Genomic DNA, 25983 nt, shown 5'->3' on the forward strand with positions numbered 1-25983 from the left:
CGGCCGGGCGGCGTCATCGCCATTTGCATCGATAATCGTGAACTCTATCGCCTTGGCATGTTGATGGATGAGATTTTTGGCGAGGACAATCGCCTCGCAATTATTAATTGGCAGAAGACGGCTGCGCCACGTCCCGACAAATCGCACGTATCAACGTCAACAGAGTATGTGCTGGTTTATGCGAAGGATTTGGCCAAGGCGCGCACACTTTCGCCGGGGCGCACTGAGCAGGATAACAAGCGCTACTCGAATCCTGACAACGACAGCAGCGGCATTTGGCGCGAAGGCAATCTGACTGCGCGGAGCTCGTCGCCGAAGGATGAGTACGGGATTCAATCGCCTTTCACGGGCGAGGTCCATTATCCGGCGGGGCATGGCTCTTGGAGGCATCCGAAGAGAAATATCAAAGCGTGGCTCACTCAGTGGGGCACCAGCTATGAGGAGCGCGATATTGGCGATGGTCGCGCGCCCGCTTTGATGGTCAAAGGTGGCTCTTCAAATTCCGTATCAGCCACAGTGGCAAAGAAAGCCAGTGCACGGCTTGGTAAGGATGAATGGCCCTTTGTCTGGTTCGGTCGGGATGGCCAAGGGCGTCCGCGTGTGAAGACCTATCTCGAGGGCATCAAGCGGGGCAAGGTTCCTGTCACCTACTGGGCTGAAGAAGAGGAAGGATACCCGGTGGAGCTGGATGCGGCGTCATGGGGGTATAAAGAGTCAGGACGCACTAGCGACGGCGTGAGCGAACTCACGTCGATTGTCGGGGCTGGGCATGGTTTCACGACTGTAAAGCCACTCAAATTATTCAAAAAGCTGATCCAACTTTGGTGCCCTAACGGTGGCCTTGTGCTTGATGCGTTCGCCGGGTCTGGCACGACTGGTCACGCAGTTTTGCAGCTCAACAATGAAACCGGCGGAACGCGTCGCTTCATCATGATCGAACAAGGCAATAGCGAAAAGAAGGATCACTACGCCAAGACCCTGACTGCAGATCGCATTCGACGAGTGGTTGAAGGAAATTGGGCTTCTGGCTCACAACCCGCACTCGGTGGAGGGTTTCGATTTATTCAGCTCAAAAGGGAGAAGATCGACGCGGTCGCTGTCAAGGCTCTCGCACGCGAGGAGATGATCGACCTGCTCCTTAACAGCTATTGGGACAAGGCTGAAAAGGCACGTTCGTACCTTCATAGATATTCGATCGGGTCACACCAGTATCTTTTTGCCACGAACCCAAAGAACGAGGGCTTTTTCCTCATCTGGGATAACCCTGAAACCCCCTCAGTGCTAAACCGCGAAGCGTTTCGAGCTATAGCTGCCGAAGCTAGTGCAGCAGGGCTCGCGGAGCGTTATCACGTATACGCATCGATAGCGCCCTATACGGGCGCAGGTGTAGAATTTTATAAAATTCCTGATCGAGTATTGGAGCATATCGGATTCAACGCGCGGGCTGACGCCTATACAAATGCGGCGGACGACAATGCTTGAACTCAAGGTATTCCAAGCAGCCGCTGCCAAGCAAATGGTCGACCGGTTCTCGTTCTACGCAAGCCATCCTGACCGCCCCCGCAAAGGAAATATGCCGCGCCCATTTTTCCAAGCGCTCTCAGCTCTGACAGGTGCGGGGAAGACTCCTGTTCTGGCCGAGACGGTTATGCGGATGAGAGCAAACCTCCACGCCGAGCCAATCGTTCTCTGGATGTCAAAGGCTCGCTCGGTGGTGGGTCAAACACTGACCAACTTCTCCGAGGGCGAGAAATACAGCCATTTGGTAGAAGAGTTTCGGGTGCTTCCGATTGGGAACATTACGCCCGCGCTGCTGAACGACCCCACCGCGCCGTTGCTGATCACCACAACAACCGGGCTCTTCAACAACAAGGAGCAGGCCGAGGGTAACCTACACATTTATAAACGAGACAATGACACCTTCGGCGACGAGAGCCCTTGGGAAAGATTGATTTCCCGCCCTGGCGCCGGCGCACGACGCCCTCTCATTGTCGTATACGATGAGGGACATAATCTGTCGGAGCAGCAGGCGGAAATAATAGCAGAGCTTCAGCCCGACGCTTATCTGCTGGCGAGCGCTACGCTGAGGCTTCCGACGAATTTTACAAAATCGGTCGTGAACCCCATCAAGCTGTGGGTCGAAGAAGCCGATGATGTCGACCAATTCCAGAAGTTAGCAGCAGCGGACGATCATGGCACGGTCGAACCGGAATTGTTCATTACTACGTCCGTAGACAGCGAGAAGGTAGTCAAGGCGCAGTTGGTAAAGCTGGCGCTGCAGTTTGATGGAACCACTGCCGCGATGTCGCAGTCTCTCGACGAGCTGTTCGAGCGGTTGAACTTGCTCGAACAGGCTGTGGATGTGGCTCAGCTCAATTTTCGACCCAAGGCAATCTACGTCTGCAAAACGAACATTACGGATGACGGTTCGCGAGACGATCCTTCGCTGCCTTTTCTAAAGCGTGAAGCGCCTCCGATTCGAATTTGGCGCTACCTTGTCGAGCAGAAGGGTGTTCTCCCTGAACGAATTGCGATTTATGCCAACCTTGCCTTTGATGCCGGGACGAAGCCTGACATCGTCAATCTCTTCTCGAAAGGCGACAATGATTTCGATCAATTTGCGGCCGGTGATTACCAGCATGTGATCTTCAATCTCGGCCTACAGGAAGGTTGGGACGATCCTGCTTGTTACCTAGGCTATATCGACAAAAGCATGGGTTCGACTATTCAAGTTGAGCAAATTATGGGGCGCGTGCTCCGGCAATTTGGTGCAAAACATTACGACGATCCGCTCTTAAATACGGCTCATTTTTTTGTTCGGGTAGATCGCGAGAATGTCTTCACCGAGACAATCGACAAGGTCAAAGCAAAGCTCAAATCTGAAGGCGCGCCGCTCACCATCTCCGACAACTTTGGAGGGGCCGGGGCCGCATCGGAAGGTATAGAGCCGCGAGAACTGGAAGGCGTCAGTCTCCATCATATTTTCGTCGATTCAGAGGCCGCACGAACCCGTTTGGCAGAGCTACTCGATGACTTTCCGACGTTCGTCGAGGGCGACGCTAACACCATTGCGGGAGCGAAGGGCGCCTCTGCTGTAATTGAGGTCGTTGGTGACAACGTTCCTCAGCCAGTTTTGTGGCAAGAAGGCGGCAACACCAACCCGGTTAGATTGCGGTGGCTTGTCAGCACCGCAATGAAATCGCGCTCATCGAGAGTTCTGGCGATAGCCGATTTGCATGATTTGAAATTCGATGTGCGGGTTCAGGCACAGAGCAAAGCGGACAAGCTCGCTGACAAGCTTGCTGAGGATGCCACAGAGGCATTCTACGCACTTGCCGAACTAGTTTATGAGAGCAATATGCCATTCACGTTCGGCACGACCCGTGTCGGCAAAAAAGCGATAGGGTTCACTCACTCGCTATATCCTCGGTACAGCGGCCTGAATAAGTTTGAGCTGCCTTTCGCCACGGCGTTGGATACGCAAGGGCTCCCTTGGCACCGAAACCCCTCGTCAGGCGGTTTCACATCCCGCTACTGTCGCAAGGCGATACAGCAAATTTCTACCCCGACTTCATCGTGTGGAAGAAGGGTATGATCTACTGTCTCGATACGAAGGGAAGTCATCTATTGTCCGACGCGGTTGCGCGGAAGCTTTTCGATATCCAAGAGGACCATAAGACGAAGCTTCTCACTCGGTTTATCAGCGAAGGAAAGCAGTCCACGCTTCGCGGCAAGCCGTTGCCGGGCGGCTACACGGTCTGGAAAATGAAGAGCGGAAACCCTACGCCCGTTTATGTGAATTCGCTGGATGCGGCAGTGAAGGAGTGCCTTCGCTAACATCCGCTACGCTGGCAAGGCGCACTACCGTCCGGCGCGATTGGCGAGGCACTTTCATAGCGTTATAGGAAAGGCGTATTGCTCATCTTCGTTGAGAGCGGTGCGCCATTCCTTCCTTTCGCTCTTTCGAGCCGACTTGGCGGTGGCCGGGAAGGCGCGGGTCTTGATGCGCGACCATCACGCACGGCTTTCGCGTCGGCGGCGCCGAAAGCACCTCGTCCGCTCCCATTTTTGCTGATGTCTCGGTTCGGAGGATCGCGTTACTCTTTCCGGCAAAATGCGGATGAGGAGGATGCGATGGATCTGGGTCTGGCCGGCAAGAAGGTGATCATCAATGGCGGGGCGCACGGGCTCGGGCTCGCGTCGCTCAAGGTTTTTGCGGCCGAAGGCGCCGACGTCGCCTTCCTTTCACGCGATGCCGGAAAGGTAGAGGCGGCGGTCGCGGCGATCGACGCCGCGGGGCCGGGCAAGGTGCATGGCGAGCCGTTCGACATGACCGGCAATCCCGACGGCTATCGCGACTGGCTGACCCGGGCGTGCGATACGCTCGGCGGCTGCGACATCTTCATCCACACCGCGAGCTCGTCGGGACAAGGCGCGACCGGCGACTGGCAGCGCGGGCTCGATATGGACATCATGGGCGCGGTGCACGGGGTCGAGACGCTGACCGAGGCGCTCGCGGCGTCGGGATCGGGATCGATCATCTTCATGGCGTCGACCGCGGCGGTCGAGACCTTCATCGTGCCGCAGGCGTTCAATGCGCTGAAGGCGGCGCTGATCACCTATGGCTCGCAGCTCAGCCAGGCGCTCGCGCCGCGGAACATCCGCGTCAACATCGTCTCGCCGGGCGCCATCTATTATCCCGGCGGCAATTGGGAGACGATCAAGGGGGCGGTGCCGGCGCTTTACGATGCGACGCTCGCGCAGATGCCGATGGGGCGCTTCGGCGAGCCCGAGGAGGTCGCGAAGGCGATCGTCTTCATGGCCTCGCCCGCCTGCCCTTATATGACCGGCGCGCATCTCGTCGTCGACGGCGGCTTCACCAAGCGCGTCCAGTTCTAGGCCGCGCGCGGTGAAGCTCTATCAATCGCTCGGCCCCAATCCGCGCGTGGTGCTGATGTATCTCGCCGAGGCCGGGCTGACGGTCGACCGGCAGTTTGTCGATATCATGGCGGCCGAGAACCGCCGCCCCGATTTTCGCGCCAAAAGCCCGCTGGGCCACACCCCCCTGCTCGAGCTCGACGACGGCCGCTGCCTCGCCGAAAGCATCGCGATCTGCGAATATCTGGACGAAACGCGCGCTGCGCACGCATTGCTCGGCGAGGCGGCCGAGGAGCGGGCGCGGACGCGGATGCTGGTGCGGATGATCGACCAGCTCGTCGTCGTACCGATGACCGCGGGCTTTCGCGGCGCCGAGGGCCTGGCGATGTTCGGGAGCCGCCTGCTCTGCCTGCCCGATGCTGCCGCCGACCTGAAACGGCTCGCCGCCGACGGGCTGGCGCAGATCGACGGCATCGTCGGCGCGGGGCCGTGGGTGGCGGGCGCGCGCTTCAGCCTCGCCGACATATTGCTCTATTCTTTCGTCGAGTTCGGCGGCGCGGTCGGCCAGCCGCTCGATCCCGCGCTCGCTCATCTCGCCGCCTGGCGGGGCCGCGTCGCCGCGCGACCCAGCGCCAACCCCCAGCAGGGCATCGGAGACAGCTGAATGACCGATACGACGATCGATCGCGACACGCTTCGCGATATCTATACCCGGACGATGCGCGTCGCGCGCGCCGACGAGAAATTCCGTTCGCTGCTGATGACCGGCAAGCTGGCGGTCATGTATTATACGGTGCGCGGGCAGGAACTGGTGTCGGCGGCGGCGATGGCCGCGCTCGAGCCCGGCGACTATCTCGTCACCACCTATCGCGGCCAGCACGACCAGATCGCCAAGGGCGTGCCGCTGAACCCGCTGTTCGCCGAGATCGCGGGCAAGGCGGGCGGCACCTGCCGCGGCAAGGGCGGGTCGATGCACATCACCCATCCCGAAAGCGGGGTGATGGTGACCACCGGGATCGTCGGATCGGGGCTGCCGATCGCCAACGGCCTCGCGCTCGCGTCGCAGAATCGCGGCGACGGCAAGGTGACGGTCGTCTGCTTCGGCGACGGCGCGACCAATATCGGCGCCTTTCACGAGGCGATGAACATGGCGCAGCTCTGGAAACTGCCCGTCATCTTCCTCTGCCAGAACAATCGCTATGGCGAACATACCGCCTTCGCCGACCATACGAAGGTCGATTCGATCGTCACCCGCGCCGCCGCCTATGGGATGCAGGGGGTCAAGGTCGACGGCAACGACGCGATCGCGACCTACAAGGCGGCCAAAGCGGCGGCGGACCGCGCGCGCGCGGGCGAGGGGCCGACGCTGATCGAGGCGATGTGCTACCGGATGATGGGGCATTTCTTCGGCGCCGACTTCTCCTACATGCCGCAGGAGCATCTCGCCGAAATGGCGGCCGAGGACCCGCTGCCACGGCTGCGCCGGCTGATGCTGGACCACCAGTTCAGCGAGGCCGAGCTCGACGCGATCGTCGCCGACCTCGACGCGCAGATGGACGCGGCGGCGGAGTTCGCCGCGAACAGTCCGCTGCCGGGGCCGGAGGAAATCCGCAAGGATGTCTTCGAAGAGGAGATTGCGGCATGAGCCAGATCACGATGACGCAGGCGCTGAACCGCGCCCTCGACGAGGCGATGGCCGAGGATGAGGGCGTGATCCTGCTCGGCGAGGACGTCGGCGCGAAGCAGGGCGGCGGGGTGTTCAAAATCTCCTCGGGCCTCACCGAAAAATATGGCGAGCACCGCATCCGCGCGACGCCGATTTCGGAGCAGGCGATCGTCGGCGCCTGCGTCGGCGCGGCGCTCGCGGGCTTTCGCCCGATCGCCGAGATCATGCTGATGAACTTCACCACCGTCGCGATGGACCAGATCGTCAATCACGCGGCGAAGCTGCGCTTCATGTCGGGCGGACAGACGAATGTGCCGCTGGTGATTCGCACGACGACCGGCGTCGGCGTCGGCTTCGGCGGCCAGCATTCGGACATGCTGGAGGCCTGGTTCGCGCATGTGCCGGGGCTGAAGATCGTCACGCCGTCGAACGCCGCCGACGCGCAGGGGCTGATGCGCGCGGCGATCGCGTGCAACGACCCGGTGATCTTCATCGAGAATATCCTCTGCTATGGCCTGAAGTCCGACGATCCGGGGCCGGGGCATGTCGTGCCGCTCGGCCAGGCGGCGGTGGCGCGCGAGGGGAGCGACTGCACGATCGTCACTTATGGCCGCACCGTGCTCGACGCGCTCGAGGTCGCGGGCAAGCTCGCCGACGAAGGGATTTCGGTCGAGGTCGTCGATCTCCGCACCATCGCCCCTTATGACGAGGCGATGGTCACGGCGTCGGTGGAAAAGACGGGCCGCGCGGTCGTGCTGCACGAGGCGGTCAAGCAATATGGCACCGGCGCCGAGATCGCCTCGCGCCTCAACGAGGCACTGTTCGGCAAGCTGAAAGCCCCGGTGACGCGCATCGGCGGCGCTTTCTCGGCGGTTCCGATGGCGAATGCCCTCGAACAGGCGTGGATACCGAACAAGGATGCGATCGCCGATGCGGTGCGCGCCGCCGTGAACTGGAAGGGCTGAGGCGATGGCGGAGGAATTGCGCATCCCGAAGATCGGCATGTCGGCGACCGAAATGACGCTGACCGAATGGATGGTCGGCGACGGCGAGCGGGTCGAGATCGGCGACGTCATCTATACGGTCGAGACCGACAAGACGACGGTCGAGGTCGAGGCGCAGGTCGCGGGGACCATCCGCCCGACGGGGGTGGAGGGTGCGGTCTATCCGGTCGGCGCGCTGGTGGGGACGATCGAATGACCCCGCTCGACGCCAGCAAGGCGATGTATGCCGAAGTCGCCCGGGGCAATTGGGACGCGGTCGCCGATTATATGGCCGACGATTTCGTCATCCACGAACCGGCGTCGCTTCCCTATGGCGGCGAATGGCGCGGGCGCGACGCGCTCCAGCGGCTCTACGCGCATGTCATGGGCTATTGGGACGATCCGGTGGTCGCGTGGCAGGAACTGGTCGGCGGCGAAAAATACACCGTTGCGCTGCTCCACTTCACGGTGACGGCGCGATCGAGCGGCAAGCGGTTCGAGACGCATATCGCCGAAGTCACCCGCTTCGACGATGCCGGCAAAATGGCGTCGATGCGCATCCATTATTTCGACACCGCCGCCATGGTCGAACAATTGAAGGCATAGGGTCATGAGCGAAGCGCCCCACGTCCTCGTCCTCGGCACCGGCGGCGCGGGGCTCACCGCCGCGATTTCGGCGCACGAAGCCGGGGCGAGGGTCTCGCTGTTCGAGAAGGGCGATCGGGTCGGCGGGACGACCGCCTGGTCGGGCGGGATGATCTGGATTCCGAACAATCATCACGAAAAGACGCTGGGCGTCGAGGACAGCCGCGCCAAGGCGCTGACCTATCTCCTGTCGATGTCGCACGGGCTGATGCAGCAGCCTCTGGTCGAGGCCTTCCTCGACCATGGGCCGGAGATGGTGGCGTTTCTGGAAGCGAATACGCCGGTGCAGTTCCGGCCGATTCCCGAGTTTCCCGATTATCATGCCGAATTTCCGGGCGGGATGCCGCACGGCGGGCGCTCGCTCGATTGCCCGCTCTATTCGTTCCACGAATTGGGCGAATGGGCTGCGAAGGTGACTATGTCGCCCTATTATCCCTCGCCGCATTTCTCGATATACGACACACCGCTCGGCCAGGCGAAGCCGCAACCGCTCGCGCCCGAAGAGCTGCAGCGCCGGATCGACGGCGACCTTCGCGGCAGCGGGCAGGCGCTGGTCGGCCGGTTGCTGCGCGCCTGCCTCGATCGCGGGATCGAGCCCAGGACCGGCCATCGCGCGGTGCGGCTGCTGATGGACGGGAATTGCGTCGCCGGCGCCGTATTCGAGACGGCGGACGGTGCGGTCGAGATCTCCGCCGATGCGGTGGTGCTCGCGACCGGCGGCTTCGAATGGGATGCCGACCTGCTCCGCGCCTTCATCCGCGGGCCGCTGACGCATCCGCTGAGCCCGAAGACCAACACCGGCGACGGCCTCAGGATGGCGATGCGCGCCGGCGCGATGCTCGGCAATATGCGCGAGGCGTGGTGGATGCCCGTCGCCGAGGTGCCCGAAAGCGAGTGCTCTACCGGCAAGACGCTCGTCGCGGGGCAGCGCAGCCTGCCGCATTCGATCATGGTCAACCGCAAGGGGCGGCGCTTCACAAACGAGGCGGCGAATTACAATGCGATCGGCGCCGCGTTCCACGATCAGGACGTCAGCGCCTTCGACTATGCGAACCTGCCGTGCTGGCTGATCTTCGACCAGCGCTATATCGACCGCTTCGGCTTCGGGATGATCAGCGGCGAGCGCGGCGTCGCGCCGCCGCAATGGGCGATGCGCGCCGAGAGTCTGGATGACCTCGCGGCACGGCTCGGCATCGACGCGGAGGCGCTGAAAGCGACGGTCGAGCGCTTCAATGCGCATTGCGCGAGCGGGCGCGATCCCGATTTCGGGCGCGGCGACGCGGCGCACGACCAATGGTGGGGTGATCCCGACGGACGCGGCTCGACCGCCGCGACGCTCGGCCCGATCGGCGAGCCGCCTTTCTTCGCGGTCGAGATCAAGAGCGGCGCGCTCGGCACCAAGGGTGGACCGCAGACTGACGCGGCCGCGCGGGTGCTGAGCGTCGACGGGGTTCCGATCCCCGGCCTCTATGCCGCAGGCAACGTCATGGCGTCGGCGATGGGCATGACCTACGGCGGGCCAGGCGGGACGATCGCGCCGGGGATGGTGTTCGGCTTCCTCGCGGGGCGCGATGCGGCGGCCTGCCCGGCGAAGCAGGTGGAGAGCGCGGCATGAAGACGGTCATCGTTCTTGGTGCCCCCGCCGATCAGGGGATTCCGCTGGTCGCCGCGCTGAAGGCGCGCGGGCTTGCGGTGACCGCCGGGGTGCGGCGGCCGGGCGCGATGGCGACGACGGTGCATCCCGACGTGCCCGAAGTCGCCGCCGACCTGTTCGATGTCGAAAGCCTCATCGCCGCGTTCAGCGGACAGGACGCGCTGGCGATGCATCTGCCGTTCGAGTTCGACCGCGCGCGCGCCGCGACGATGGGCCGCAACATCGCCGCCGCGGCGCGCGCCGCGGGCCTGCGCAAGATCGTCTTCAACACGAGCTGTTTCGTCGCCGAGCGCGACCTCGACCTCTCGGCGCACGACGGGCGGCGCGATATCGAGCGGGCGATCCACGACAGCGGCGTGCCTTATGCCGTCATCGAGCCGATGGTGTTCATGGACAATATCATCCGCATCTGGTCGCGCCCGGCGATCGTCAACAGCGGGATATTCGCCTATCCTGCGGCCGGGACGCTGAAGATCAGCTGGGTCTGCCTTCAGGATGTGGCGGCCTATATGGTCTCGGCGCTGCTGCATGAGGATCTGATCGCCGACCGGATCGCGGTCGGCGGACCCGAAGCGCTGACCGGCGCCGAGGTTGCCGAGCGGCTGAGCGTCGCGGCGGGACGCCCGGTGCGCTTCCAGAGCCTGTCGCCCGACGAGTTCGCCGCGCGGATGAGCGAGCTGGTGACGGGCTCGCGCGATGTGCAGCCGTTCAGCATCTACGACGGGATGGCGAAATTCTATCGCTGGTACAACGACCAGCCGGTGTCGCCGGTGGCGCTCGATGCGGTGCCCGCGGCGCGGCTGCTCGGGGTGACGCCGACGTCCTTCGCCGACTGGGCGAAGCGGCAGGACTGGTCGCCGGTCAAGGTTCCGGCTTAGGCGGTCATTGCGAGCGCAATGAAGCAATCTAGGGCGGTTTACGCCACTCTGGATTGCTTCGCTGCGCTCGCAATGACGAACGACTAGGGCAATTGCCCGCTCACATATTTCCCCAGCGTGCGGTGGAAATGCCGGATGCGGCTTTCCTGATAATGGCCGAGTTCGATCACGCCGTTCGGCGACGATTTCATCCCTTCCTGCACATAGGGCAGGTTTTCCATATCCTGATCGAACACCCCGGCGAGCGCGGCGCCGATCAGATGGCTCGCGCTGGTGAAGGGCTGGTCGTCGGGGATCAAGTGCATCGACGCCGAGCGCGGCGCCTTTTCGCCCTTTGGCGTGCGCATCAGGATGCGGACCTCCATCAGGCAATGGTCGACGTCGCCCCACGGCCGCCAGCGATAGACGATGTTCGGCACCAGCCCGCCCCACGGTGCCCAGTTGGGAAAGACATTGTAGGTGAAATTGTCGAGCATCTCGCTGTCGGTCGCGTCCGAATAATCATGCCCGTTCATCGCCGAAAAAGCGTCGCGATTCGCCTGCGCGAGCAGCTTGCGCGCCAGCATCGGATCGTCGGGGTCGAAACCCTTGAGGTCGTGCGGCGAGCCCGTGCTGCGCCGCGCGCGGCTGTCGCCGGCGCCGATGAAATCCTCGAGCGACTTCAGGACATAGAATTGATCCTTGCCCTTGATGTGCGGCGACATCGCCCCCGCCGGGGTGATCGCGCGGTTGAGGAAATCGCCGTAGAGGTCATAGCGGGTGTTGGCGTCGGCGGTGAAGCCCAGGATCTGCGGATGGGTGACGATGCTGTGCCACGCCTCCATAAAGGCCTCGGAGACCGCTTTCCAGTTGGCGGGGATGACGCGGCCGATCCACGCGCCGGTGTGGCATTCGTCGAGCCGCCAATTGTCGAAATGCTCGATTCCAGCGCCGACCCATTCACGGAATGGGGGCAGGTCGTGATTCTCGCTGACCAGGATGAACCCCTGCCAGCGGTCGACCTTCAGTTCGGGCAGGCTCATGTCCCTGTCTTCGAGATGCTGGAAGTCCCACGCGCAGGGCGCCTCCTTGAAACGGCCATCGTGGTGCCAGGTGAAGCCGTGGAAGGGACAGCGCAGGTTGACCGCGGGGCCGCTTTCGGTGCGGAGTTTGCGGCCGCGGTGGAGGCAGACGTTGTAGAAGGCCTTCACCGACCCGTCCTTCTGGCGGACGAGCAGGATGCTCTTTTCGTTGATGTCATAGACGACCGTGTCGCCGGGATCGGGCATATCCTCTTCGCGCGCGGCGAACTGCCAGACGTTCGGCCACATTTTTTCGCGTTCCAGCTTCGCCCAGTCCTCGCTGACATATCGCTCGATCGCGATCGGCGCGTCGCCGAGTTCCTGGTTCGATTCGATCAGCAGATAATCGGGCGCGCGCCGCGTATCGGCCTTCAGCATGTCGGTGTAGCTGGTGCCGGGGCAGCGGTCGTCGCGGTTCTGGTCCTGGGGAGGCGAAAGGTCGTTCATCGATAGGCTCCGGAAAGGTCAGGCGATCTGGTCGAGCGGCATCTTGCAAGCCGCGGCGATCGAGCGGTGGACGCCGTGCAGCGCCGGCTCGTTCGCGCCGAGCACGACATGGAAGTCGGCGGGCGCGGTCATGAGGTTGGCGTAGCCGCTGCTCGCGACGCGATAATCCTCGGTCTGCACGACGGTCGCGGTCGCGTCATAGGCCATCTCGCACATCGCGCGATGCTCGTCGCTTTCGATGCCGAAGGGGGCATAGACCGCGAACTGGCAAAACATTTTCCCCGCGCCATCGGGAAAGAGGCGAAAGACCTGGGTGAAATAGACGCCGGGGGTGACCGCGCCAAAGAAGATGACGGTGTTGGGGAAGAGAAAATGGACCCCGCCATAATCGGTCTCGGGCCATTCGCTCTCCTCCTTGCCGACGAGCGCGCCGATCGACAGGTCGGGAAAGCTGACGCGGTGGTGGCGGCCGATCGGTTCATAGACGTTGCGGTCGCTGTAATGCGTCCCGCCGATCGTCGAGGCGTGGAGCATCTTGAAATGATAGCCCTCGCCATAGGTATCGAGCGCGAATTTCCAGTTGGAATCGGCGGTGAGGATACCCTTCTTGACCGGCTCGGCGCGGTGGAGTTCGAGCTGCGCGAGGACGGGGCCGAAATCGCCGAGATGCGCCGCGGCGTCGATCGGTTCGCCATCGGGATCGGCGCGGACGAAGATCAGGCCGAGATGTTCGGCGCAGGGCAGTTCGATGAGGTTGCGGGCGCCGATCTCGCAGCCCGCGAACCCTTCCTTGCCCGGCTGGCCGACCAGCGTGCCCGCGGGGTCGAAGGTCCAGGCATGGAACGGGCAGACGATGCGCGGCCGCGTGCCGCGCCACGGCTCGCGCTCCTCGACCAGCTTCGCGCCGCGGTGCGTGCACATGTTGAGGAAAGCGCGCGCGATGCCGTCCTTGCCGCGCGCGACGAGGATCGACGGGCCGACCGCGTCGAAGACGAGGCAATCGCCGGCTTCGGGAATGTCGCCCGACAGCCCCGCGACGATCGGCTCGCCCCGAAAGATATGCGCCATTTCGGCGGCGTGGCGCCCCTCGCCGGTATAGATCGACTTGTGCAGCGGCAGCGGCGCGGCCGCCCGGTCGGTGCGGTTCTCGGCGACGATGGCGACCAGCTTGCGCAGCCCCGCGCGTGCATTGCGCTTGCGGACGGCGAACCAGTCCTGCGATGCGATCTTCGGATCGGACTCGGCCATGGCATCCCTCACAATTTGCCCAGTATGATTCCGGGTCCCGAACAGCTTATCGCACAAAGCCCGGCGCTTGTGCGCTATCGCTTTTGAGGGGAGAGACCGATGGCCGGACCCGAAACGCTCGCATCGCTCGGCGACATCATGCAGCTCGCCTATGTGCCGTCGGATTTCGACGCCGCGCTGCGGCATTGGACCGCGGTGATGGGCGCGGGGCCCTTCTTCCTGCTGCCCGACGTGTCGCTTGCCGGCGGACATTATCGTGGCATGCCGAGCGATCCGGTCTTCACCATGGCGCTCGGCTATTGGGGCGAGATGCAGATCGAACTGATCCGGCCGGAGAACGATGCGCCATCGATCTATCGCGGCGACTATGCGGTGGGCGAGGGGTTGCACCATGTGTGCGTGCTGGTCGATTCGATCGCCGAAGCACGGGTGCGCTGCGAAGAGGTCGGCGCGGAAGTCATCTTCGAGGCGCCCGTCGGCGATACGGGCGGGGTGATCTATGCCGATCCCGGCACCGGGCCGGGGACACTGGTCGAACTGCTCGAACCGCAGGCGGGCACCCGCGAATTGTTCGCGATGATGCGCGACGCGGCGAAGAACTGGGACGGAAGCGAGCCGCTAAGATCGCTGGGATAAATCTCCCCTTCCGCTTGCGGGAGGGGGATAGAAGTCAGCTGTTCGCGCCCAGATATCCCAGCTGCCCGGCCTTGAAGATCGTCTGCGCGCGGTTGACCGAGTTCAGCTTCTCGCCCGCGCGGTGAACGTGATAGCGCACCGTCGCGTGGCTCAGCGAGATGATCATGCCGATTTCGCGGTCGGTCTTGCCGATCGCCGCCCAGCGCAGGCATTCGACCTCGCGCTTCGACAATTCGCAGTCGGAGGGGATGCGCCGCTTGGTCCGCATCGCCGAGGCATAGCCCGCGATGAAGCGCCGCGTCGCCGCGCCGAGGATATGGCCGATCTCCGCGAACATGTCGCTTAGGTCGACGATATCGGGGCTCGTCGGGTGATAGCTGTTCGCCGAAATCTGGCCGAAGGGCAGATGAACCGGCACGACGATCGCCGCCTTGTAGCGCGCGTTCGCGGCGAAATAGCGCGAAAGGTCGATATCGTCGAGATAGGGGTTGGGATTGGCCGTGCGAAAGCCGTCGCCATTGCACCAGAAGGGCTCGCTTTCATACCGGCACGAACGCGGCAAGGGCGAGTGGAGCGCGAGCCGGTGATCCTCCCACCAGCGCTCGCCGTCGCCGAGCCAGCCGAACAGGTCGGCGGCGAGGACCGCACCGTCGGCATCGACCATCGTTTCCTTGGACGCGATGTCGTCGCAGAGCGCGGCGCGAAGGCCGTGCGACGCCGCGAAATCGCGCAGGACCACCGCCGCGTCATGGATATCCTCCACGCAGCGGACCGTGACCGCTTCGACAAGCGCCCTGACCCTCATCGGAGGGGGGCGTCCGTCGTCCGGCAACCGGGCTGCCTCGGCTCCCATGGCCGGAACTATTTCACACTGGCCGGCAAGTCGCAATGCATGTGTCATAGGCGTAGCACCGTCTTGGCTATGATGTTTTTCTGAACTTCGCTCGATCCGCCAAACACGGTCCAGGCGCGGCTGTTGAGGTAGCGCGCGGCGGCGATCTGCGCGTCGGCGTCGCCGATCGCGGGCGGCGCTTCATTGCCGTAAAGCGGGCGCGCCGTCGGCAGTTGCAGCCCGTCATAGCCGTGCAGCTCCATCGCCAGCCCGTCGATCCGCTGATGAAGCTCGGACGACAGCAGCTTGACGAGCGAGGTCTGCGGCCCCGCCGGGCGCCCCTTCGCGATGTCGGCGAGGATGCGGAGCTCGGTGGTCTCCAGCGCCTCGGCCTCGAGCCGCAGCCGCGCGATCCGCGTCGCGACCTGGATATCGCCGGCGAGCGCGCCATTGTGCCCGCTCGGCGCGATACCCGCGAGCGCCTCCAGATGGTCGATCGCGCGGATCAGCCGCGGCGCGTGGAACGAGCCGCCGCGCTCGTTCTCCAGCAGGAATTTGGCGATCGTCCAGCCCTGACCTTCGTCGCCGATGCGGTTGGCGACCGGAGTGCGCGCGCCGTCGAGGAAGACCTGGTTGACCTCATGGTCGCCCGCCATGGTGATGATCGGGGTGACGGTGACGCCGGGCTGGTCCATCGGGATCAGCAGGAAGCTGATCCCAGCCTGCTTGCGCACGTCGGGATCGGTGCGGACGAGGCAGAAGATCCAGTTCGCGTGATGCGCGTGGGTGGTCCAGATCTTCGATCCGTCGACGACATAGTCGTTGCCGTCACGGCGCGCGCGGGTGCGCAGCGAAGCGAGGTCGGAGCCGCTCTGCGGTTCGGAATAGCCCTGGCACCAATAATCGGTCCCGGCGCGGATCGCGGGGAGGAAGCGGTCCTTCTGCTCCTGCGTCCCGAAGGCGCAGATCACCGGGCCGACGAGGCGGAGGCCGAGCACCGACAGCGCCGGCGCGCCCGCGACCGCGCATTCCTTTTCGAAGATATAGCGCTGCATCGGCGTCCAGCCGGTGCCGCCGCAATCTTCGGGCCAATGATAGGCGACCCAGCCCTTGTCGTTGAGGATGCGGTGCCAGACGAGGCCGATGTCGGGCTCGACGAAGACGCCGGGCGTGCGCCGCGCGCCTTCGCGGACATGGTCGGGCAGCGAGGTGCGGAGGAAGTCGCGGACCTCTTCGCGAAATTCCAGTTCGGCCTTGGTGAGATCGAGATCCATGCGTTCGACTAGCGTTCGAGGATCGCCACCGCCGACAGGCCGGGCGCTCCATAGACATGACTATAGCCCACTTTCGGGCCGTTCGGGACCTGCCGCTCGCCGCCGCGACCGCGCAGCTGCACCATATTCTCATAGACCTGCCGCAGGCCCGAAGCGCCGATCGGCTCGCCGCAGGCCAGGCAGCCGCCGTCGGTGTTGATGGGCATCCGGCCTTTGATCTCGCTCCATCCTTCGGCGAGCCATTGTTCCTGCTCGCCGTCGGCGCAAAAGCCGTTTTCGGCCATGTGCATGATCTCGGCGCCGCTTTCGGTGTCCTGCAATTGCGCGACCGAAACATCCTCGGGGCCGATCCCCGCCATTTCGAAGGCGGCGCGGCTGGCGATCTCGGTCGGCTTGCCGCCGCCGCCGACGCGGATCGACGGCGCGAAGACCTCGAACGATCCTTCGGGGCGCGTGCGAAAGGCGATGCTCGCGATCCGCACCGCGTCGGCGCCGAGTTCGCGGACCTTCTTCGCGCTGGCGAGGATCAGCGCGACCGCGCCTTCGGCGGGCGAGCAGAACATATATTTGGTCAGCGGATCGTTGACGACCGGCGCGTTCAGGATCGTGTCGAGATCGACCGGCGAGCGCCGCCAGGCATGGTCGCAGAGCGTGCCGTTGCGAAACGCCTTTTCGGCGACGAGCCCCAGCGTCCGCCGGCTGATGCCGTGGAGCGCCATGTAGCGCTGAATCTTGAGCGCGAAGAATTGCGTCGTCAGCATCATCCCCGTCTCGCCATACCAGTCGGGGAGGCCATATTCGGCGGGCTTGGCGTTGAAGGCGCCGCGCGGATGCTTGTCGAAACCGACCGCGAGCGCGATGTCGCAGGCGCCCGCGGCCACCGCGTTGCGCGCGGCGGCGAGCGCGCTGCCGCCGGTCGCGCAGCCGTTCGCGACATTGATGAAGGGAACGCTCGTCAGGCCGAGCTCGTTGACCATGATGTCGGCCGATCCCGCCGCCGCCGAGCCGCCATAGGCATATTCGACGTCGCCCCATTCGATCCCGGCGTCCTCCAGCGCCGCGCGCACCGCGAAGACGCCCTGGTCGCGCCCCGAGCGGCCGTCGGTGCGGCCGAAGGGGTGGATGCCGGCGCCGATGATATGGACGTCGTCGTTCATGGCTGGCGCTCCGGGCGAAAGGCATAGATCGACCGCGCGTCGTCGAAGGGGACGACGGCGAATATCATCGCCATGCCGATGACGAGATCGGCCGGGGCGGCATCGACGATGCGCGTCTCGACGATCACTTCGCCGGGCAGTTCGACATAGCCGATCAGGAAGGGCTGGAACGGCTGCGGGCCGCTATAGGGTTCCTTCGGCTCGAAACCCTGCGTCGTCCACGACCAGAGCGTGCCCTGGCGCGACAGCAGGGCCGGCTCGACGCGCGCGGCGGCATCGCCGTCGGGCATGGGGAAGACGATCTCGCCATCGGCGCGGCGGCCGCCGATCAGCCGCGGTTCGGCTTCGTCGGTCCACAGGCCGGGCGCGATCGGGACGCGCGCGCTCATGCCGCCCTCGCATAAGCGGTCAGGCAGAGCGTCTGGTCGCCCAAGAGTCTGTCGAGCAGCATGACGCGTTTCAGCGCATGGCCGATCGCGAGCTCGTCGGTCTGCCCCATGCCGCCGTGCATCTGCACCGCCTCGAGCCCGATCCGCATCGCCGCTTCGCCGACGAAGGCCTTGGCACCCGCGGCGATCCGCGGCCATTTCGCATCGTCGGTCGCGGGGTCGAGCATCGCGGTGCGCAGCACCATCGAACGCGCCTGTTCGAGCGCGGCATAGCATTCGACGAGCCGGTGCTGGAGCGCCTGGAAGCTGCCGATCGCGGCGCCGAACTGCTGGCGCTCGCCGACATAGGCGAGCGTGTCGTCGAACATCGCCTGCGCGAGGCCGAGCATCTCGGCCGCGGCGAGCAGGCGGACATCGCCGATCACGCGGTCGAATCCGGTCGCGGGCAGATCGAACAACTCGGCGGGAACGCGGTGCAGGTCGATCGTCGCCGCGCGCGATCCGTCGATCACCGGATAATCCTGCCGCACGATGCCGGGGGCGTCCGCCGCGACCCGCGCCAGCCGGTTTTCCGTCGCCGTGACCAGCAGCGTGTCGGCGAGCGGCGCGCCGAGGACGAAGGTCTTCGCACCCACGAGGCGCTCGCCGTCGACTCTGGTCCCTGCGGCTTCGGTTTCGTAGCGGCGCCCGGGCTCGGCAAAGGCCACCGCCGCGACGCGCGCGCCCGCCAGCAGATCCCCGACCAGCGCGCCGTCGTCCGCCGCCGCGGCGAGCCGGATCGGCAGCACGCCGTTTTCGAGCCAGGGATCGATCGCGAGTCCCTTGCCCAGCGCTTCGGCGACGAGCGCGAGATCGACCATCGTCCCGCCGATGCCGCCCATCGCCGCCGGTGCGGCGAGCGCCAGCAGGCCGAGGTCGGCGACCTCGCGCCAGCGCGTGCGCGGATAGCCGCCGTCAGCTTGTCGCATCGCGTGTCGCGCCGCGATATCGACCGGGCCGAGGAAGCGGCCGATCGTGTCGCGGGTCAGCCGCTGGTCGTCGTCGAGGTCGAAATTCATGCGCGCCGCCGGAACATGATCGGCAGGGTGGTGAGGCCGCGCAGCAGCATGTTCGGCGGCCAGCTCGGCGTATGGCCGTCGGCGAGGCGGAAATCGGTCAGGCGTGTCAGCAGCTCGGAATAGGCGACCGCCATTTCCTTGCGGCTCAGCATATTGCCGATGCACATATGGATGCCCTTGCCGAAGGCGAGGTGGCTGCGCGCGTTGGCGCGTTCGATGTCGAAACGGTCGGGGTCGGGATATCTGGCGGGATCGCGGTTCGCTGCGGCATAGCGCAGCTGCACCATCGCGCCCCTGGGGATCGCGACGCCGCCGAGCTCGGTGTCCTTCAGCACGCGGCGCCACATGCCCGCGGTCGGGCTTTCGATGCGCAGCACCTCTTCGACGAGGTTGAGGATCGTGCGCTCGTCGCCCGCGTCGGCGGCGGCGACCGCCTTGGCCATCTGGCCGGGGTTTTCGATGAGCTGCAGCAGCCCGCCGGCGAGCGCCGAGGTGGTCGTCTCGTTCCCCGCCACCATCAATTGCTGCATGATCGACAATATTTCGGCGTCTTCGAGCGGGCGCTCGCCATCGACCTCGGCATGGACGAGGTCGGAGAGCAGGTCGTCGGTGCGATTGGCGCGCCGCTCGTCGATCTTCGCCTTCACATGGTGCTGGAATTCGACGACCTCGCGCGCACATTCGAGTTCGCGTTCCTTGGGGATCATCCGCCCGAGCCGGTCGACGAAAGCGTCGGACCAGCGTTTCACGCGGTCGAGGTCCTTCTCCATGCCGATCTGGCTCGCGATCATCGCGACGGGCAGGGGGATGCCGAAATCGCGGACGAAATCGCCTTCGCCCTTTTCCGCCATCGCCTCGATCAGGCCGACGACGACGCGGCGCATATCCTCCTCGATCGCCGCGACGCGCTTCATCGAGAAGGCGAGGTTGACGAGCTTGCGAAAGCGCGTGTGAACGGGCGGGTCTGCGGTGAGCAATGTGTCGACCTGCGGCCAGCCTTCGGCGAGGATCGCGGCGACATCGCCGTCCTCGGCCATCGCGCCCGACAGCGTGGCCTGGAAATCGTTCGAGAAGATATCGACCGCGCCCGTCGCCTGCACACAAAGATCATAGGAAAGGACGAGGAACATGCCCTCCGACAAGGGGACGACGGGACTCTTGGGCAGCCAGGCGCGATAATAGTCGAACGGGTCCGCGATGACCTGCGGGTCGAAAAAACTGCTTGCGGCGATGTCGTTCACGCGCCTCTTCCCTCGATCTTCTCTTTATGCGTCCGACTATATGCAGCGGTTCCGGCCGCGCGATGCACATTTTCGTTAGGCCGCTGCGACATGGCCGAGTGCATTGGCGATCAGGCGGCGGAGGTTGGGATCGGCATAGGCGGCGGGGCCGTCGCCGGGCTGGATATAGACGAGGCGGCCGTTGCCGACGGGTTTTTCCCACGCGATCAGGTCGCTTTCGGGGCGGTGATCCCAGCCGCTGTTGCTGAACATCCGCCCGGCGACCGCCTCTGCCGCCGAATAGAAATTGTCGCGGACGAAACGATGGTCGGCGCGGAGCAGCGGCGTCACCGCGCCCCACACCGGCGCGAGATAGAGCTCGTCGCGGAGCGGAAAGCGCGGCGGCAGGCCCGCCGTCACCGGATGGCCGGGATCGAGCACGACGGCGTCGTAGCGCACGTCGTGGCGATAGCCCGAATCGAGATGCCGCTCGCCGTTCGCCTCACCCGGCGCATAGAGGAAGCGCCCGCCGATCATCGCCGCCCATTCGGGCCATTCGGCCCAGCCGGCGATCGCATGGTGCATCGCGACCGCGCCGCCGCCGCGCGCAAAATGGTGGGCGATCGCGCGGCGATAGGCGAAGGAGGGCGGTCGCGTCACGGCCCTGCCGCCCTCGAAGCTGTAGCCGGGCATGTCGTAGAAGAGGATCGCGTCGGCGTCGTCCGCGGCGCCCGCGCCGACCGCCGCTTCGGCCTCGGGATGGATCAGGTGCGTGACCGCCCAGCCGTCCAGGCTTGCGAGCAGAGCGGCGAAAGGTTCGGCCTCATAGGGATGACCGCCCGACAGGACGAGAAGGCGATGCGCGGCGCTCATGCGATCTTCAGGATCATCTTGCCCTGATTGCTCCCCGCGAACAGCCGCATGAAGGCGTCGAAGCTGTTCTCGATCCCCTCGTCGACATGCTCGTCGGCGACGAGCCTGCCCTGCTGGAGCCATGCCGCCATTTCGGCGCCGCCCTCGGCGAAGCGGTCGATATAGTCGGCGACGAGCAGCCCGCGCATCGCGGCGCGGTGGACGATGAGCTGCCAGATGTTGCGTGCGCCGACCTTGTCGGGGCTGTTATATTCGCTGATCAGCCCGCAGAGCCCGATGCGCGCGCCGTGGCGCAGGTTCATCAGCCCGGCGTCGAGAATGTCGCCCCCGACATTTTCGAAGATGACGTCGACCCCGTCCGGCGCCTCGGCGCGGATCGCGTCGGTTATGGCGTGGACGTCCTTGCCGCGATAGTCGATCGCGGCGTCGAAGCCGTAGCGGTCGATCAGCCGCCCGCATTTTTCGCCGCCGCCCGCGATGCCGATGACCTTGCCCGCGCCCTTGATCCTGGCGATCTGGCCGACGAGCGAGCCGACCGCCCCCGCTGCGCCGGTGACGAGCACGACGTCGCCGGGCCTGGGCTCGCATACCTCGATCAGACCGAAATAGGCGGTCATGCCGACCGCGCCGAGCACCGAGAGATAGTTGGTCACCGAGGGCACGAGCCCCGCATCGATCGGCTGGGTGAAGCCGCCCGCGACGCCGACTGAATAATCCTCGATCGCGTTCAGTCCGAGCACCCATTGGCCGGGCGCGAAGCCTTCGGCCTTGCTCGCTTCGACAAGGCCCACCGTGGTCGCGCGCACCGGATCGCCGAGCGGGATCGGCGGCATATAGCTCGGCGCATCGTCCATCCAGCCACGGATCGCGGGGTCGAGCGAGGCATAGTGATTGCGGATCAGGAACTGCCCCTCGGCGAGGTCGGGCAGGGGTTCGGCGACGAGCGAGAAATCCTCCCGCACCGGTTCGCCGTTCGGACGGCGGACGAGCAGGAAGCGGCGATTGTCGGGCATGAAGACTCCTCAGGCGGGGGTGATGGCGACCGGGATCGCGCTTTGCAGCGACTGGCCGGTGACGGGGTCGTAGCGCACGCTCTCGCTGACCAGCCGGTTGGTCGAGGCGCCATGCTCGCGTACGCCTTCGGGGCCGATGCCGGGATCGCCGAAGGCGTGCGCCATCGACACGACGCCGGGGCGCATGTTCGGCGCCGCGCGCGCGACCGCGACGACCTCGCCCGCCGCCGACCGGATGCGGACGATATCGCCGTCGCCGCACGGAATCCGCGCAAGGTCGTCGGGGTGCAGGAAGGCGGGATTGGTGGTGCGCTTGGCGCGCAGCGCGGGCAGATTCTGCCCGGTCGAATTGAAGCGGTGGCGGCTCCGCCGCGACACCATGCGCCACGGGAAATCGGGGGTCGGCTGGTCGGCGCCGCCATAGGCGATCAGCCGGTCGGGCATCCCGCCGGCGGCGAGGTCGAAGCGGCCGGGCGCATCGGGGTCGCCCGCTTCGACGATCGGGTGAAGCTCGGGATAGATCACCGCCTTGCCGTCCACCGTATCGGCGCGCACCCGGCTCGGCAGCGCCGCGCAGCCCGCGACCATCAGGTCGAGAAACGCCTCCTTGGCCGGCCGTTCGTCCATCGGGCAGGGGCCGCCCGCGAGCGGCAGGCCGGTGCCGAGCCGGTGCGCAAGCTCCCAGAGCATCTCCCATTCCTCGAGCAGACCCGCGGGCGCCTCGATCATCGCCTCGGTGTAGCGGGCGTAGGGGATTTCGTACCACCATTCGCTAAGGTTGCTGATATCCTCGCGCTCGAGGCACATCTTGGGGGCGAGGATATAATCGGCGCGCTTCGCGGTCGCGGACTCGGCGTTGACGTCGATCGCGACGAGCAGGTCGAGCCCGGCGAGCGCCCGCGCCATCTTGTCCTGGTCGGGAAAGGCGACGAGCGGATTGCCGCCGATCACGATCAGCGCGCGCACCTGCCCCTCGCCGGGGGTGAGCATCTCGTCGGCGAGGACGTTGCACGGCATCTCCATGCCGAGATGGGTGAGGCCGCGAAAGCGCGAGGCGGGGAAGCCCTTGCCATAGGGCGTCATCGGCGGCGCGACCTCCGCGCGGCGCGGCGTGACGGGGGTGAAGACGCGCGGGATCGAGCTTTTCTCGCCCTCGCGGCAGAATCGCCCGCAGAGGATGTTGAGCGCCGAGACGAGATATTGGGTGAGGGTGCCGTTGCCCGCCATTTCGGGGCCGGTGCCGGTGGACACGACGCCCTTGGTGCCGTTCGCGAACATTCGCGCTGCGGCGACGAGCTGATTTTCCTCGACCCCCGCGCGCGCGGCCGCCGCAGCAGGGGTAAAGGCCGCGACCGCGCGCTGCAATTCGTCGAGACCGTCGACGTAGCGCTGGACGAACGCCTTGTCGTAGAGGCCTTCGGACAGGATGACGTTGACGATCCCCGCGAGCAGCGCCGGATCTTCGCCCGGCCGCACCGGCAGATGGATGTCCGCGAGCGCGGCGACGTCGCTCTGGCGCGGGTCGGCGACGATCAGCTTCAGCCCGCCGGCGAGCGCGTCGCGCAGGCGGCGCGAGGGCGAGAAGGGCGGTAGGCCGCCCGGCGGGCCATAGTGCGAGACGATCGGATTGTTGCCGATGAAGAAAGCGACGTCGGCCTCGGCGAACGTGTGCATCCCGCCCATCCAGCTCCCATATTGCATGGTCGTATAGACCTTCGCCGGCTGGTCGAGTGTCACCGAGGTATAGATGTTGCGCGTGCCGAGTCCCTGCGCGAAGGCGAGGGCGCTGCCGACCCCGGCGCTGTTCTGGAAGGCGTAGGTGCCGCCATAGACGGCGACGGCGTGCGGGCCGTGTTCGGCAATGATCGCGCCGAGCTTCGCGGCGATCTCGTCGAGCGCGGCCGTCGTGTCGATGTCGGCGAAACCCTTGGCGCCCTGCTTCTGCGACACCGTCAGCCGCTGCGGCCCGTGATGCGCTTCGGGGAGCTGGCGGCCCTTGATGCAGCTATAGCCGCCGAACACCGGATCGTCGGGATCGCCCTGCACCTTCGTCACGCGTCCGTCCTCGACCGTGACCAGCATCGCGCAATTGGCGTGGCAGAATCGGCAGAAGCTGCGGCGGACCTCGGGCATATTTCTCTCCCTGATCGCACCCTACGCGCGGACGCCCTTCACGCGACTGGCACTTTTGGCGGTGGCTGGCGAAGCGCCGCGGGCGCAATTTCGGGGCGGACAGGGAGAGTATCGATGCCGACATCGCGCCAGTGGCTGCTCAACGGACATCCGCGCGGACGCGGGATCGAGGCGGACGATTTCCGGCTCGTCGAGACCGACATCGGCGCGCCGGGCGCGGGCGAATTGCTGCTGAAGACGCTCTACCTCGGTTTCGATCCGGCGCAGAAGGGCTGGATGGAGAATATCGCCGACTATGTCGCGCCGATGGCGATCGGCGACGTGATGCGTGGTAGCGCGATCAGCGAAGTGGTGGAGAGCCGCCATCCGGGCTTCGCCGTGGGCGATCTCGTCATGGGATCGACCGGCTGGACCGAATGGCATCTCTCGGCCGGCGAGGGGCTGGTGAAGATCGATACCGAACTGCCGCCGACCGCGATGCTGTCGGTGCTCGGGACGACCGGGGTCACTGCTTATTGCGGGCTGTTCAAGGTCGGGCGGCCGGTCGCGGGCGACACGGTGCTCGTTTCGGGCGCGGCGGGAGCGACGGGGTCGGTCGTCGGCCAGCTCGCGAAGATCGCCGGGTGCCGCGCGGTCGGCATCGCGGGCGGCGAGGACAAGTGCCGCTGGCTTGTCGAGGAAGCGGGCTACGACGCTGCGATCGATTACAAGGCGGGCGATGTGCGGCGGCAGATCCGCGAACATTGCCCCGGCGGCGTCAACGTGATCTTCGACAATGTCGGCGGCGCGATCCTCAACGACATGCTCGGCGAGATCGCGACCGGCGCGCGCGTCGCGGTGTGCGGCGGGATCAGCCGCTACGAGATGGGGACGCTGCCCGCGGGGCCGCAGAATTATTTCAACCTGATCTTCCGCCGCGGATCGATGGCGGGCTTCATCGTGCTCGACTGGGCGAACGAGTTTCCCGAAATCCGCCGGCGCCTCGAAGGCTTCGTCCGCGACGGCCGGCTCACCTATCGCGAGGATGTGCAGCACGGGTTCGAGAATGCGCCCGACACATTGCAACGCCTGTTCAGCGGCCGGAACCGCGGCAAGCAACTCTTGAAGCTGTAGGGAGATCGATATGGGCAGGCTGGCCGGCAAGCGCGCCGTCATCATCGGCGCGGCATCGACGGGGAATATGGCGCAGGTCACCGCGCGGCGCTTCGCGCGCGAAGGCGCGACGGTGATGGTCGCGGGGCGCAGGCCGGAACCGCTCGACGCGCTCGCGGCTGAAATCGGCGGTCATGCCGTGCTTTGCGACATCACCGACCGGACGTCGGTCTTCGCGCTCGCCGATGCGGCGAAGGCGACGATGGGCGGGGTCGACATCGCGATGAACGCGAGCGGATGGGGACTGCTCAAGCCCTTGCTCGACGTCACCGAGGAGGAATTGAACGCCATCGTCGCGCTGCAATTCACGGGGGTGCATCATTTCCTCCAGGCCTTCGTCGGCGCGATGCTCGCCAACGCGCCGAGCGGCGGGTCGATCATCCAGATTTCGTCGGCGACGACGCGCGCGCCGATCGGCAACCACGCCGCCTATATCGGCACCAAGACGGGGTCGGAGGCGCTGATCCGCTGCGTCGCCAATGATTTCGGCGCCGCGGGCATCCGCGCGAATATCGTCTCGCCGGCGTTCACCGAATCGCCGATGACCCAGGGCGCCTTCGCGACGCCGGGACTCGTCGACGCCTTTCTGCCGCGCTACCCGCTGGGGCGGCTGAACACGTCGGAGGATGTCGCCAACGCCTGCCTGTGGCTAGCGAGCGACGAGGCGTTCGTGACCGGCGAAAATCTGCAGCCGAACGGCGGTCTTACGCTGCGCGGCAATCCGCAGGAGGCGGATATTGCGGCGGCGGTCGGCGCGGCGATGGCGAAATTGCAGAGCTAGGCTGG

General features: G+C 65.4%; 25 protein-coding genes. 14 read left to right on the forward strand and 11 right to left on the reverse strand.

The window, feature by feature from the left end; genetic code table 11:
* From OJI97_RS07480 to OJI97_RS07530, 11 genes are all read left to right on the forward strand, one after another.
* A partial coding sequence (locus OJI97_RS07480) for a DNA methyltransferase (RefSeq protein ID WP_297662433.1) occupies window positions 1-1482 on the forward strand: 1482 nt, incomplete at its 5' end.
* Complete coding sequence (locus OJI97_RS07485) at window positions 1475-3595, forward strand: DEAD/DEAH box helicase family protein (RefSeq protein ID WP_297662434.1); 2121 nt, start codon at window positions 1475-1477, stop codon at window positions 3593-3595. The genes OJI97_RS07480 and OJI97_RS07485, both read left to right, overlap by 8 nt.
* Window positions 3596-3627: 32 nt before the next feature.
* Window positions 3628-3837, forward strand: a complete 210-nt coding sequence (locus OJI97_RS07490; protein ID WP_297662435.1) for a hypothetical protein — start codon at window positions 3628-3630, stop codon at window positions 3835-3837.
* Between the two features lie 297 nt (window positions 3838-4134).
* The gene (locus OJI97_RS07495) at window positions 4135-4899 is read left to right on the forward strand and encodes an SDR family oxidoreductase (protein WP_297662436.1); all 765 of its coding nucleotides are present in this window, start codon (window positions 4135-4137) and stop codon (window positions 4897-4899) included.
* A 10-nt stretch (window positions 4900-4909) separates the two neighbouring features.
* Window positions 4910-5542, forward strand: a complete 633-nt coding sequence (locus OJI97_RS07500; protein WP_297662437.1) for a glutathione S-transferase family protein — start codon at window positions 4910-4912, stop codon at window positions 5540-5542.
* Window positions 5543-6523 carry a thiamine pyrophosphate-dependent dehydrogenase E1 component subunit alpha gene (locus tag OJI97_RS07505; protein WP_297662438.1) on the forward strand — a complete coding sequence of 327 codons (981 nt, stop codon included), beginning with the start codon at window positions 5543-5545 and terminating at the stop codon, window positions 6521-6523. It abuts the gene before it with no gap.
* The gene (locus tag OJI97_RS07510; RefSeq protein WP_297662439.1) at window positions 6520-7509 is read left to right on the forward strand and encodes an alpha-ketoacid dehydrogenase subunit beta; all 990 of its coding nucleotides are present in this window, start codon (window positions 6520-6522) and stop codon (window positions 7507-7509) included. The genes OJI97_RS07505 and OJI97_RS07510 overlap by 4 nt, the downstream gene beginning before the upstream one ends.
* Window positions 7510-7513: 4 nt before the next feature.
* On the forward strand, window positions 7514-7744 hold the full coding sequence (locus OJI97_RS07515) for a biotin/lipoyl-containing protein (protein WP_297662440.1): 231 nt from the start codon (window positions 7514-7516) through the stop codon (window positions 7742-7744).
* Window positions 7741-8133 (forward strand): nuclear transport factor 2 family protein, encoded by a 393-nt coding sequence (locus OJI97_RS07520; protein ID WP_297662441.1) that lies wholly within the window; start codon window positions 7741-7743, stop codon window positions 8131-8133. Before OJI97_RS07515 ends, OJI97_RS07520 begins: the two co-directional genes overlap by 4 nt.
* Before the next feature lie 4 nt (window positions 8134-8137).
* On the forward strand, window positions 8138-9787 hold the full coding sequence (locus OJI97_RS07525; protein ID WP_297662442.1) for an FAD-dependent oxidoreductase: 1650 nt from the start codon (window positions 8138-8140) through the stop codon (window positions 9785-9787).
* Window positions 9784-10704, forward strand: a complete 921-nt coding sequence (locus OJI97_RS07530; RefSeq protein WP_297662443.1) for an SDR family oxidoreductase — start codon at window positions 9784-9786, stop codon at window positions 10702-10704. The genes OJI97_RS07525 and OJI97_RS07530 overlap by 4 nt, the downstream gene beginning before the upstream one ends.
* A gap of 83 nt (window positions 10705-10787) precedes the next feature.
* Here the strand turns inward: OJI97_RS07530 and OJI97_RS07535 are convergent, their stop codons facing one another.
* Window positions 10788-12212 (reverse strand): aromatic ring-hydroxylating dioxygenase subunit alpha, encoded by a 1425-nt coding sequence (locus OJI97_RS07535; protein ID WP_297662444.1) that lies wholly within the window; start codon window positions 12210-12212, stop codon window positions 10788-10790.
* A gap of 18 nt (window positions 12213-12230) precedes the next feature.
* The gene (locus OJI97_RS07540; RefSeq protein ID WP_297662445.1) at window positions 12231-13460 is read right to left on the reverse strand and encodes an aromatic ring-hydroxylating dioxygenase subunit alpha; all 1230 of its coding nucleotides are present in this window, start codon (window positions 13458-13460) and stop codon (window positions 12231-12233) included.
* 99 nt (window positions 13461-13559) lie between these two features.
* On the opposite strand from OJI97_RS07540, the gene OJI97_RS07545 reads away from it, so the two are divergent.
* A complete protein-coding gene (locus OJI97_RS07545; RefSeq protein ID WP_297662446.1) occupies window positions 13560-14096 on the forward strand; it encodes a VOC family protein in 537 nt (178 codons plus the stop codon).
* A gap of 34 nt (window positions 14097-14130) precedes the next feature.
* On the opposite strand, the gene OJI97_RS07550 is transcribed toward OJI97_RS07545, so the two are convergent.
* From OJI97_RS07550 to OJI97_RS07590, 9 genes are all read right to left on the reverse strand, one after another.
* A complete protein-coding gene (locus OJI97_RS07550; protein WP_297662447.1) occupies window positions 14131-14901 on the reverse strand; it encodes a LuxR C-terminal-related transcriptional regulator in 771 nt (256 codons plus the stop codon).
* Between the two features lie 92 nt (window positions 14902-14993).
* Complete coding sequence (locus tag OJI97_RS07555) at window positions 14994-16202, reverse strand: acyl-CoA dehydrogenase family protein (RefSeq protein WP_297662448.1); 1209 nt, start codon at window positions 16200-16202, stop codon at window positions 14994-14996.
* Between the two features lie 8 nt (window positions 16203-16210).
* Window positions 16211-17359, reverse strand: a complete 1149-nt coding sequence (locus OJI97_RS07560) for a thiolase family protein (RefSeq protein WP_297662449.1) — start codon at window positions 17357-17359, stop codon at window positions 16211-16213.
* Entirely contained in the window at window positions 17356-17748 is a 393-nt protein-coding gene (locus OJI97_RS07565) for an OB-fold domain-containing protein (protein WP_297662450.1), read from the reverse strand. Before OJI97_RS07565 ends, OJI97_RS07560 begins: the two co-directional genes overlap by 4 nt.
* A complete protein-coding gene (locus OJI97_RS07570; protein ID WP_297662451.1) occupies window positions 17745-18806 on the reverse strand; it encodes an acyl-CoA dehydrogenase in 1062 nt (353 codons plus the stop codon). The genes OJI97_RS07565 and OJI97_RS07570 overlap by 4 nt, the downstream gene beginning before the upstream one ends.
* Window positions 18803-20047: a cytochrome P450 gene (locus tag OJI97_RS07575; protein ID WP_297662452.1), complete on the reverse strand. Its 1245-nt coding sequence runs from the start codon at window positions 20045-20047 to the stop codon at window positions 18803-18805. The genes OJI97_RS07570 and OJI97_RS07575 overlap by 4 nt, the downstream gene beginning before the upstream one ends.
* A 75-nt stretch (window positions 20048-20122) precedes the next feature.
* Complete coding sequence (locus OJI97_RS07580; protein WP_297662453.1) at window positions 20123-20899, reverse strand: ThuA domain-containing protein; 777 nt, start codon at window positions 20897-20899, stop codon at window positions 20123-20125.
* Complete coding sequence (locus OJI97_RS07585) at window positions 20896-21912, reverse strand: NADP-dependent oxidoreductase (RefSeq protein ID WP_297662454.1); 1017 nt, start codon at window positions 21910-21912, stop codon at window positions 20896-20898. The genes OJI97_RS07580 and OJI97_RS07585 overlap by 4 nt, the downstream gene beginning before the upstream one ends.
* A 9-nt stretch (window positions 21913-21921) precedes the next feature.
* Window positions 21922-24045 (reverse strand): molybdopterin-dependent oxidoreductase, encoded by a 2124-nt coding sequence (locus tag OJI97_RS07590; RefSeq protein ID WP_297662455.1) that lies wholly within the window; start codon window positions 24043-24045, stop codon window positions 21922-21924.
* A gap of 114 nt (window positions 24046-24159) precedes the next feature.
* Between OJI97_RS07590 and OJI97_RS07595 the strand changes: the two genes are divergently transcribed.
* Both OJI97_RS07595 and OJI97_RS07600 read left to right on the forward strand, forming a co-directional pair.
* Window positions 24160-25158, forward strand: a complete 999-nt coding sequence (locus OJI97_RS07595; protein WP_297662456.1) for an NADP-dependent oxidoreductase — start codon at window positions 24160-24162, stop codon at window positions 25156-25158.
* Window positions 25159-25168: 10 nt separating this feature from the next.
* Window positions 25169-25978, forward strand: a complete 810-nt coding sequence (locus OJI97_RS07600) for an SDR family NAD(P)-dependent oxidoreductase (RefSeq protein WP_297662457.1) — start codon at window positions 25169-25171, stop codon at window positions 25976-25978.
* The last annotated feature ends 5 nt before the right edge of the window (window positions 25979-25983 follow it).

Source organism: Sphingopyxis sp., from assembly GCF_025869345.1.
Taxonomy (GTDB): Bacteria; Pseudomonadota; Alphaproteobacteria; order Sphingomonadales; family Sphingomonadaceae; genus Sphingopyxis.

Bases quoted from the DNA above. Each gene is read 5' to 3' on its own strand.
- OJI97_RS07485 (WP_297662434.1), top strand. From the start codon at position 1,475: ATGCTTGAACTCAAGGTATTCCAAGCAGCCGCTGCCAAGCAAATGGTC.
- OJI97_RS07495 (WP_297662436.1), top strand. From the start codon at position 4,135: ATGGATCTGGGTCTGGCCGGCAAGAAGGTGATCATCAATGGCGGGGCG.
- OJI97_RS07505 (WP_297662438.1), top strand. From the start codon at position 5,543: ATGACCGATACGACGATCGATCGCGACACGCTTCGCGATATCTATACC.
- OJI97_RS07510 (WP_297662439.1), top strand. From the start codon at position 6,520: ATGAGCCAGATCACGATGACGCAGGCGCTGAACCGCGCCCTCGACGAG.
- OJI97_RS07515 (WP_297662440.1), top strand. From the start codon at position 7,514: ATGGCGGAGGAATTGCGCATCCCGAAGATCGGCATGTCGGCGACCGAA.
- OJI97_RS07520 (WP_297662441.1), top strand. From the start codon at position 7,741: ATGACCCCGCTCGACGCCAGCAAGGCGATGTATGCCGAAGTCGCCCGG.
- OJI97_RS07525 (WP_297662442.1), top strand. From the start codon at position 8,138: ATGAGCGAAGCGCCCCACGTCCTCGTCCTCGGCACCGGCGGCGCGGGG.
- OJI97_RS07530 (WP_297662443.1), top strand. From the start codon at position 9,784: ATGAAGACGGTCATCGTTCTTGGTGCCCCCGCCGATCAGGGGATTCCG.
- OJI97_RS07535 (WP_297662444.1), bottom strand. From the start codon at position 12,212: ATGAACGACCTTTCGCCTCCCCAGGACCAGAACCGCGACGACCGCTGC.
- OJI97_RS07540 (WP_297662445.1), bottom strand. From the start codon at position 13,460: ATGGCCGAGTCCGATCCGAAGATCGCATCGCAGGACTGGTTCGCCGTC.
- OJI97_RS07545 (WP_297662446.1), top strand. From the start codon at position 13,560: ATGGCCGGACCCGAAACGCTCGCATCGCTCGGCGACATCATGCAGCTC.
- OJI97_RS07550 (WP_297662447.1), bottom strand. From the start codon at position 14,901: ATGAGGGTCAGGGCGCTTGTCGAAGCGGTCACGGTCCGCTGCGTGGAG.
- OJI97_RS07555 (WP_297662448.1), bottom strand. From the start codon at position 16,202: ATGGATCTCGATCTCACCAAGGCCGAACTGGAATTTCGCGAAGAGGTC.
- OJI97_RS07560 (WP_297662449.1), bottom strand. From the start codon at position 17,359: ATGAACGACGACGTCCATATCATCGGCGCCGGCATCCACCCCTTCGGC.
- OJI97_RS07565 (WP_297662450.1), bottom strand. From the start codon at position 17,748: ATGAGCGCGCGCGTCCCGATCGCGCCCGGCCTGTGGACCGACGAAGCC.
- OJI97_RS07570 (WP_297662451.1), bottom strand. From the start codon at position 18,806: ATGAATTTCGACCTCGACGACGACCAGCGGCTGACCCGCGACACGATC.
- OJI97_RS07580 (WP_297662453.1), bottom strand. From the start codon at position 20,899: ATGAGCGCCGCGCATCGCCTTCTCGTCCTGTCGGGCGGTCATCCCTAT.
- OJI97_RS07585 (WP_297662454.1), bottom strand. From the start codon at position 21,912: ATGCCCGACAATCGCCGCTTCCTGCTCGTCCGCCGTCCGAACGGCGAA.
- OJI97_RS07590 (WP_297662455.1), bottom strand. From the start codon at position 24,045: ATGCCCGAGGTCCGCCGCAGCTTCTGCCGATTCTGCCACGCCAATTGC.
- OJI97_RS07595 (WP_297662456.1), top strand. From the start codon at position 24,160: ATGCCGACATCGCGCCAGTGGCTGCTCAACGGACATCCGCGCGGACGC.
- OJI97_RS07600 (WP_297662457.1), top strand. From the start codon at position 25,169: ATGGGCAGGCTGGCCGGCAAGCGCGCCGTCATCATCGGCGCGGCATCG.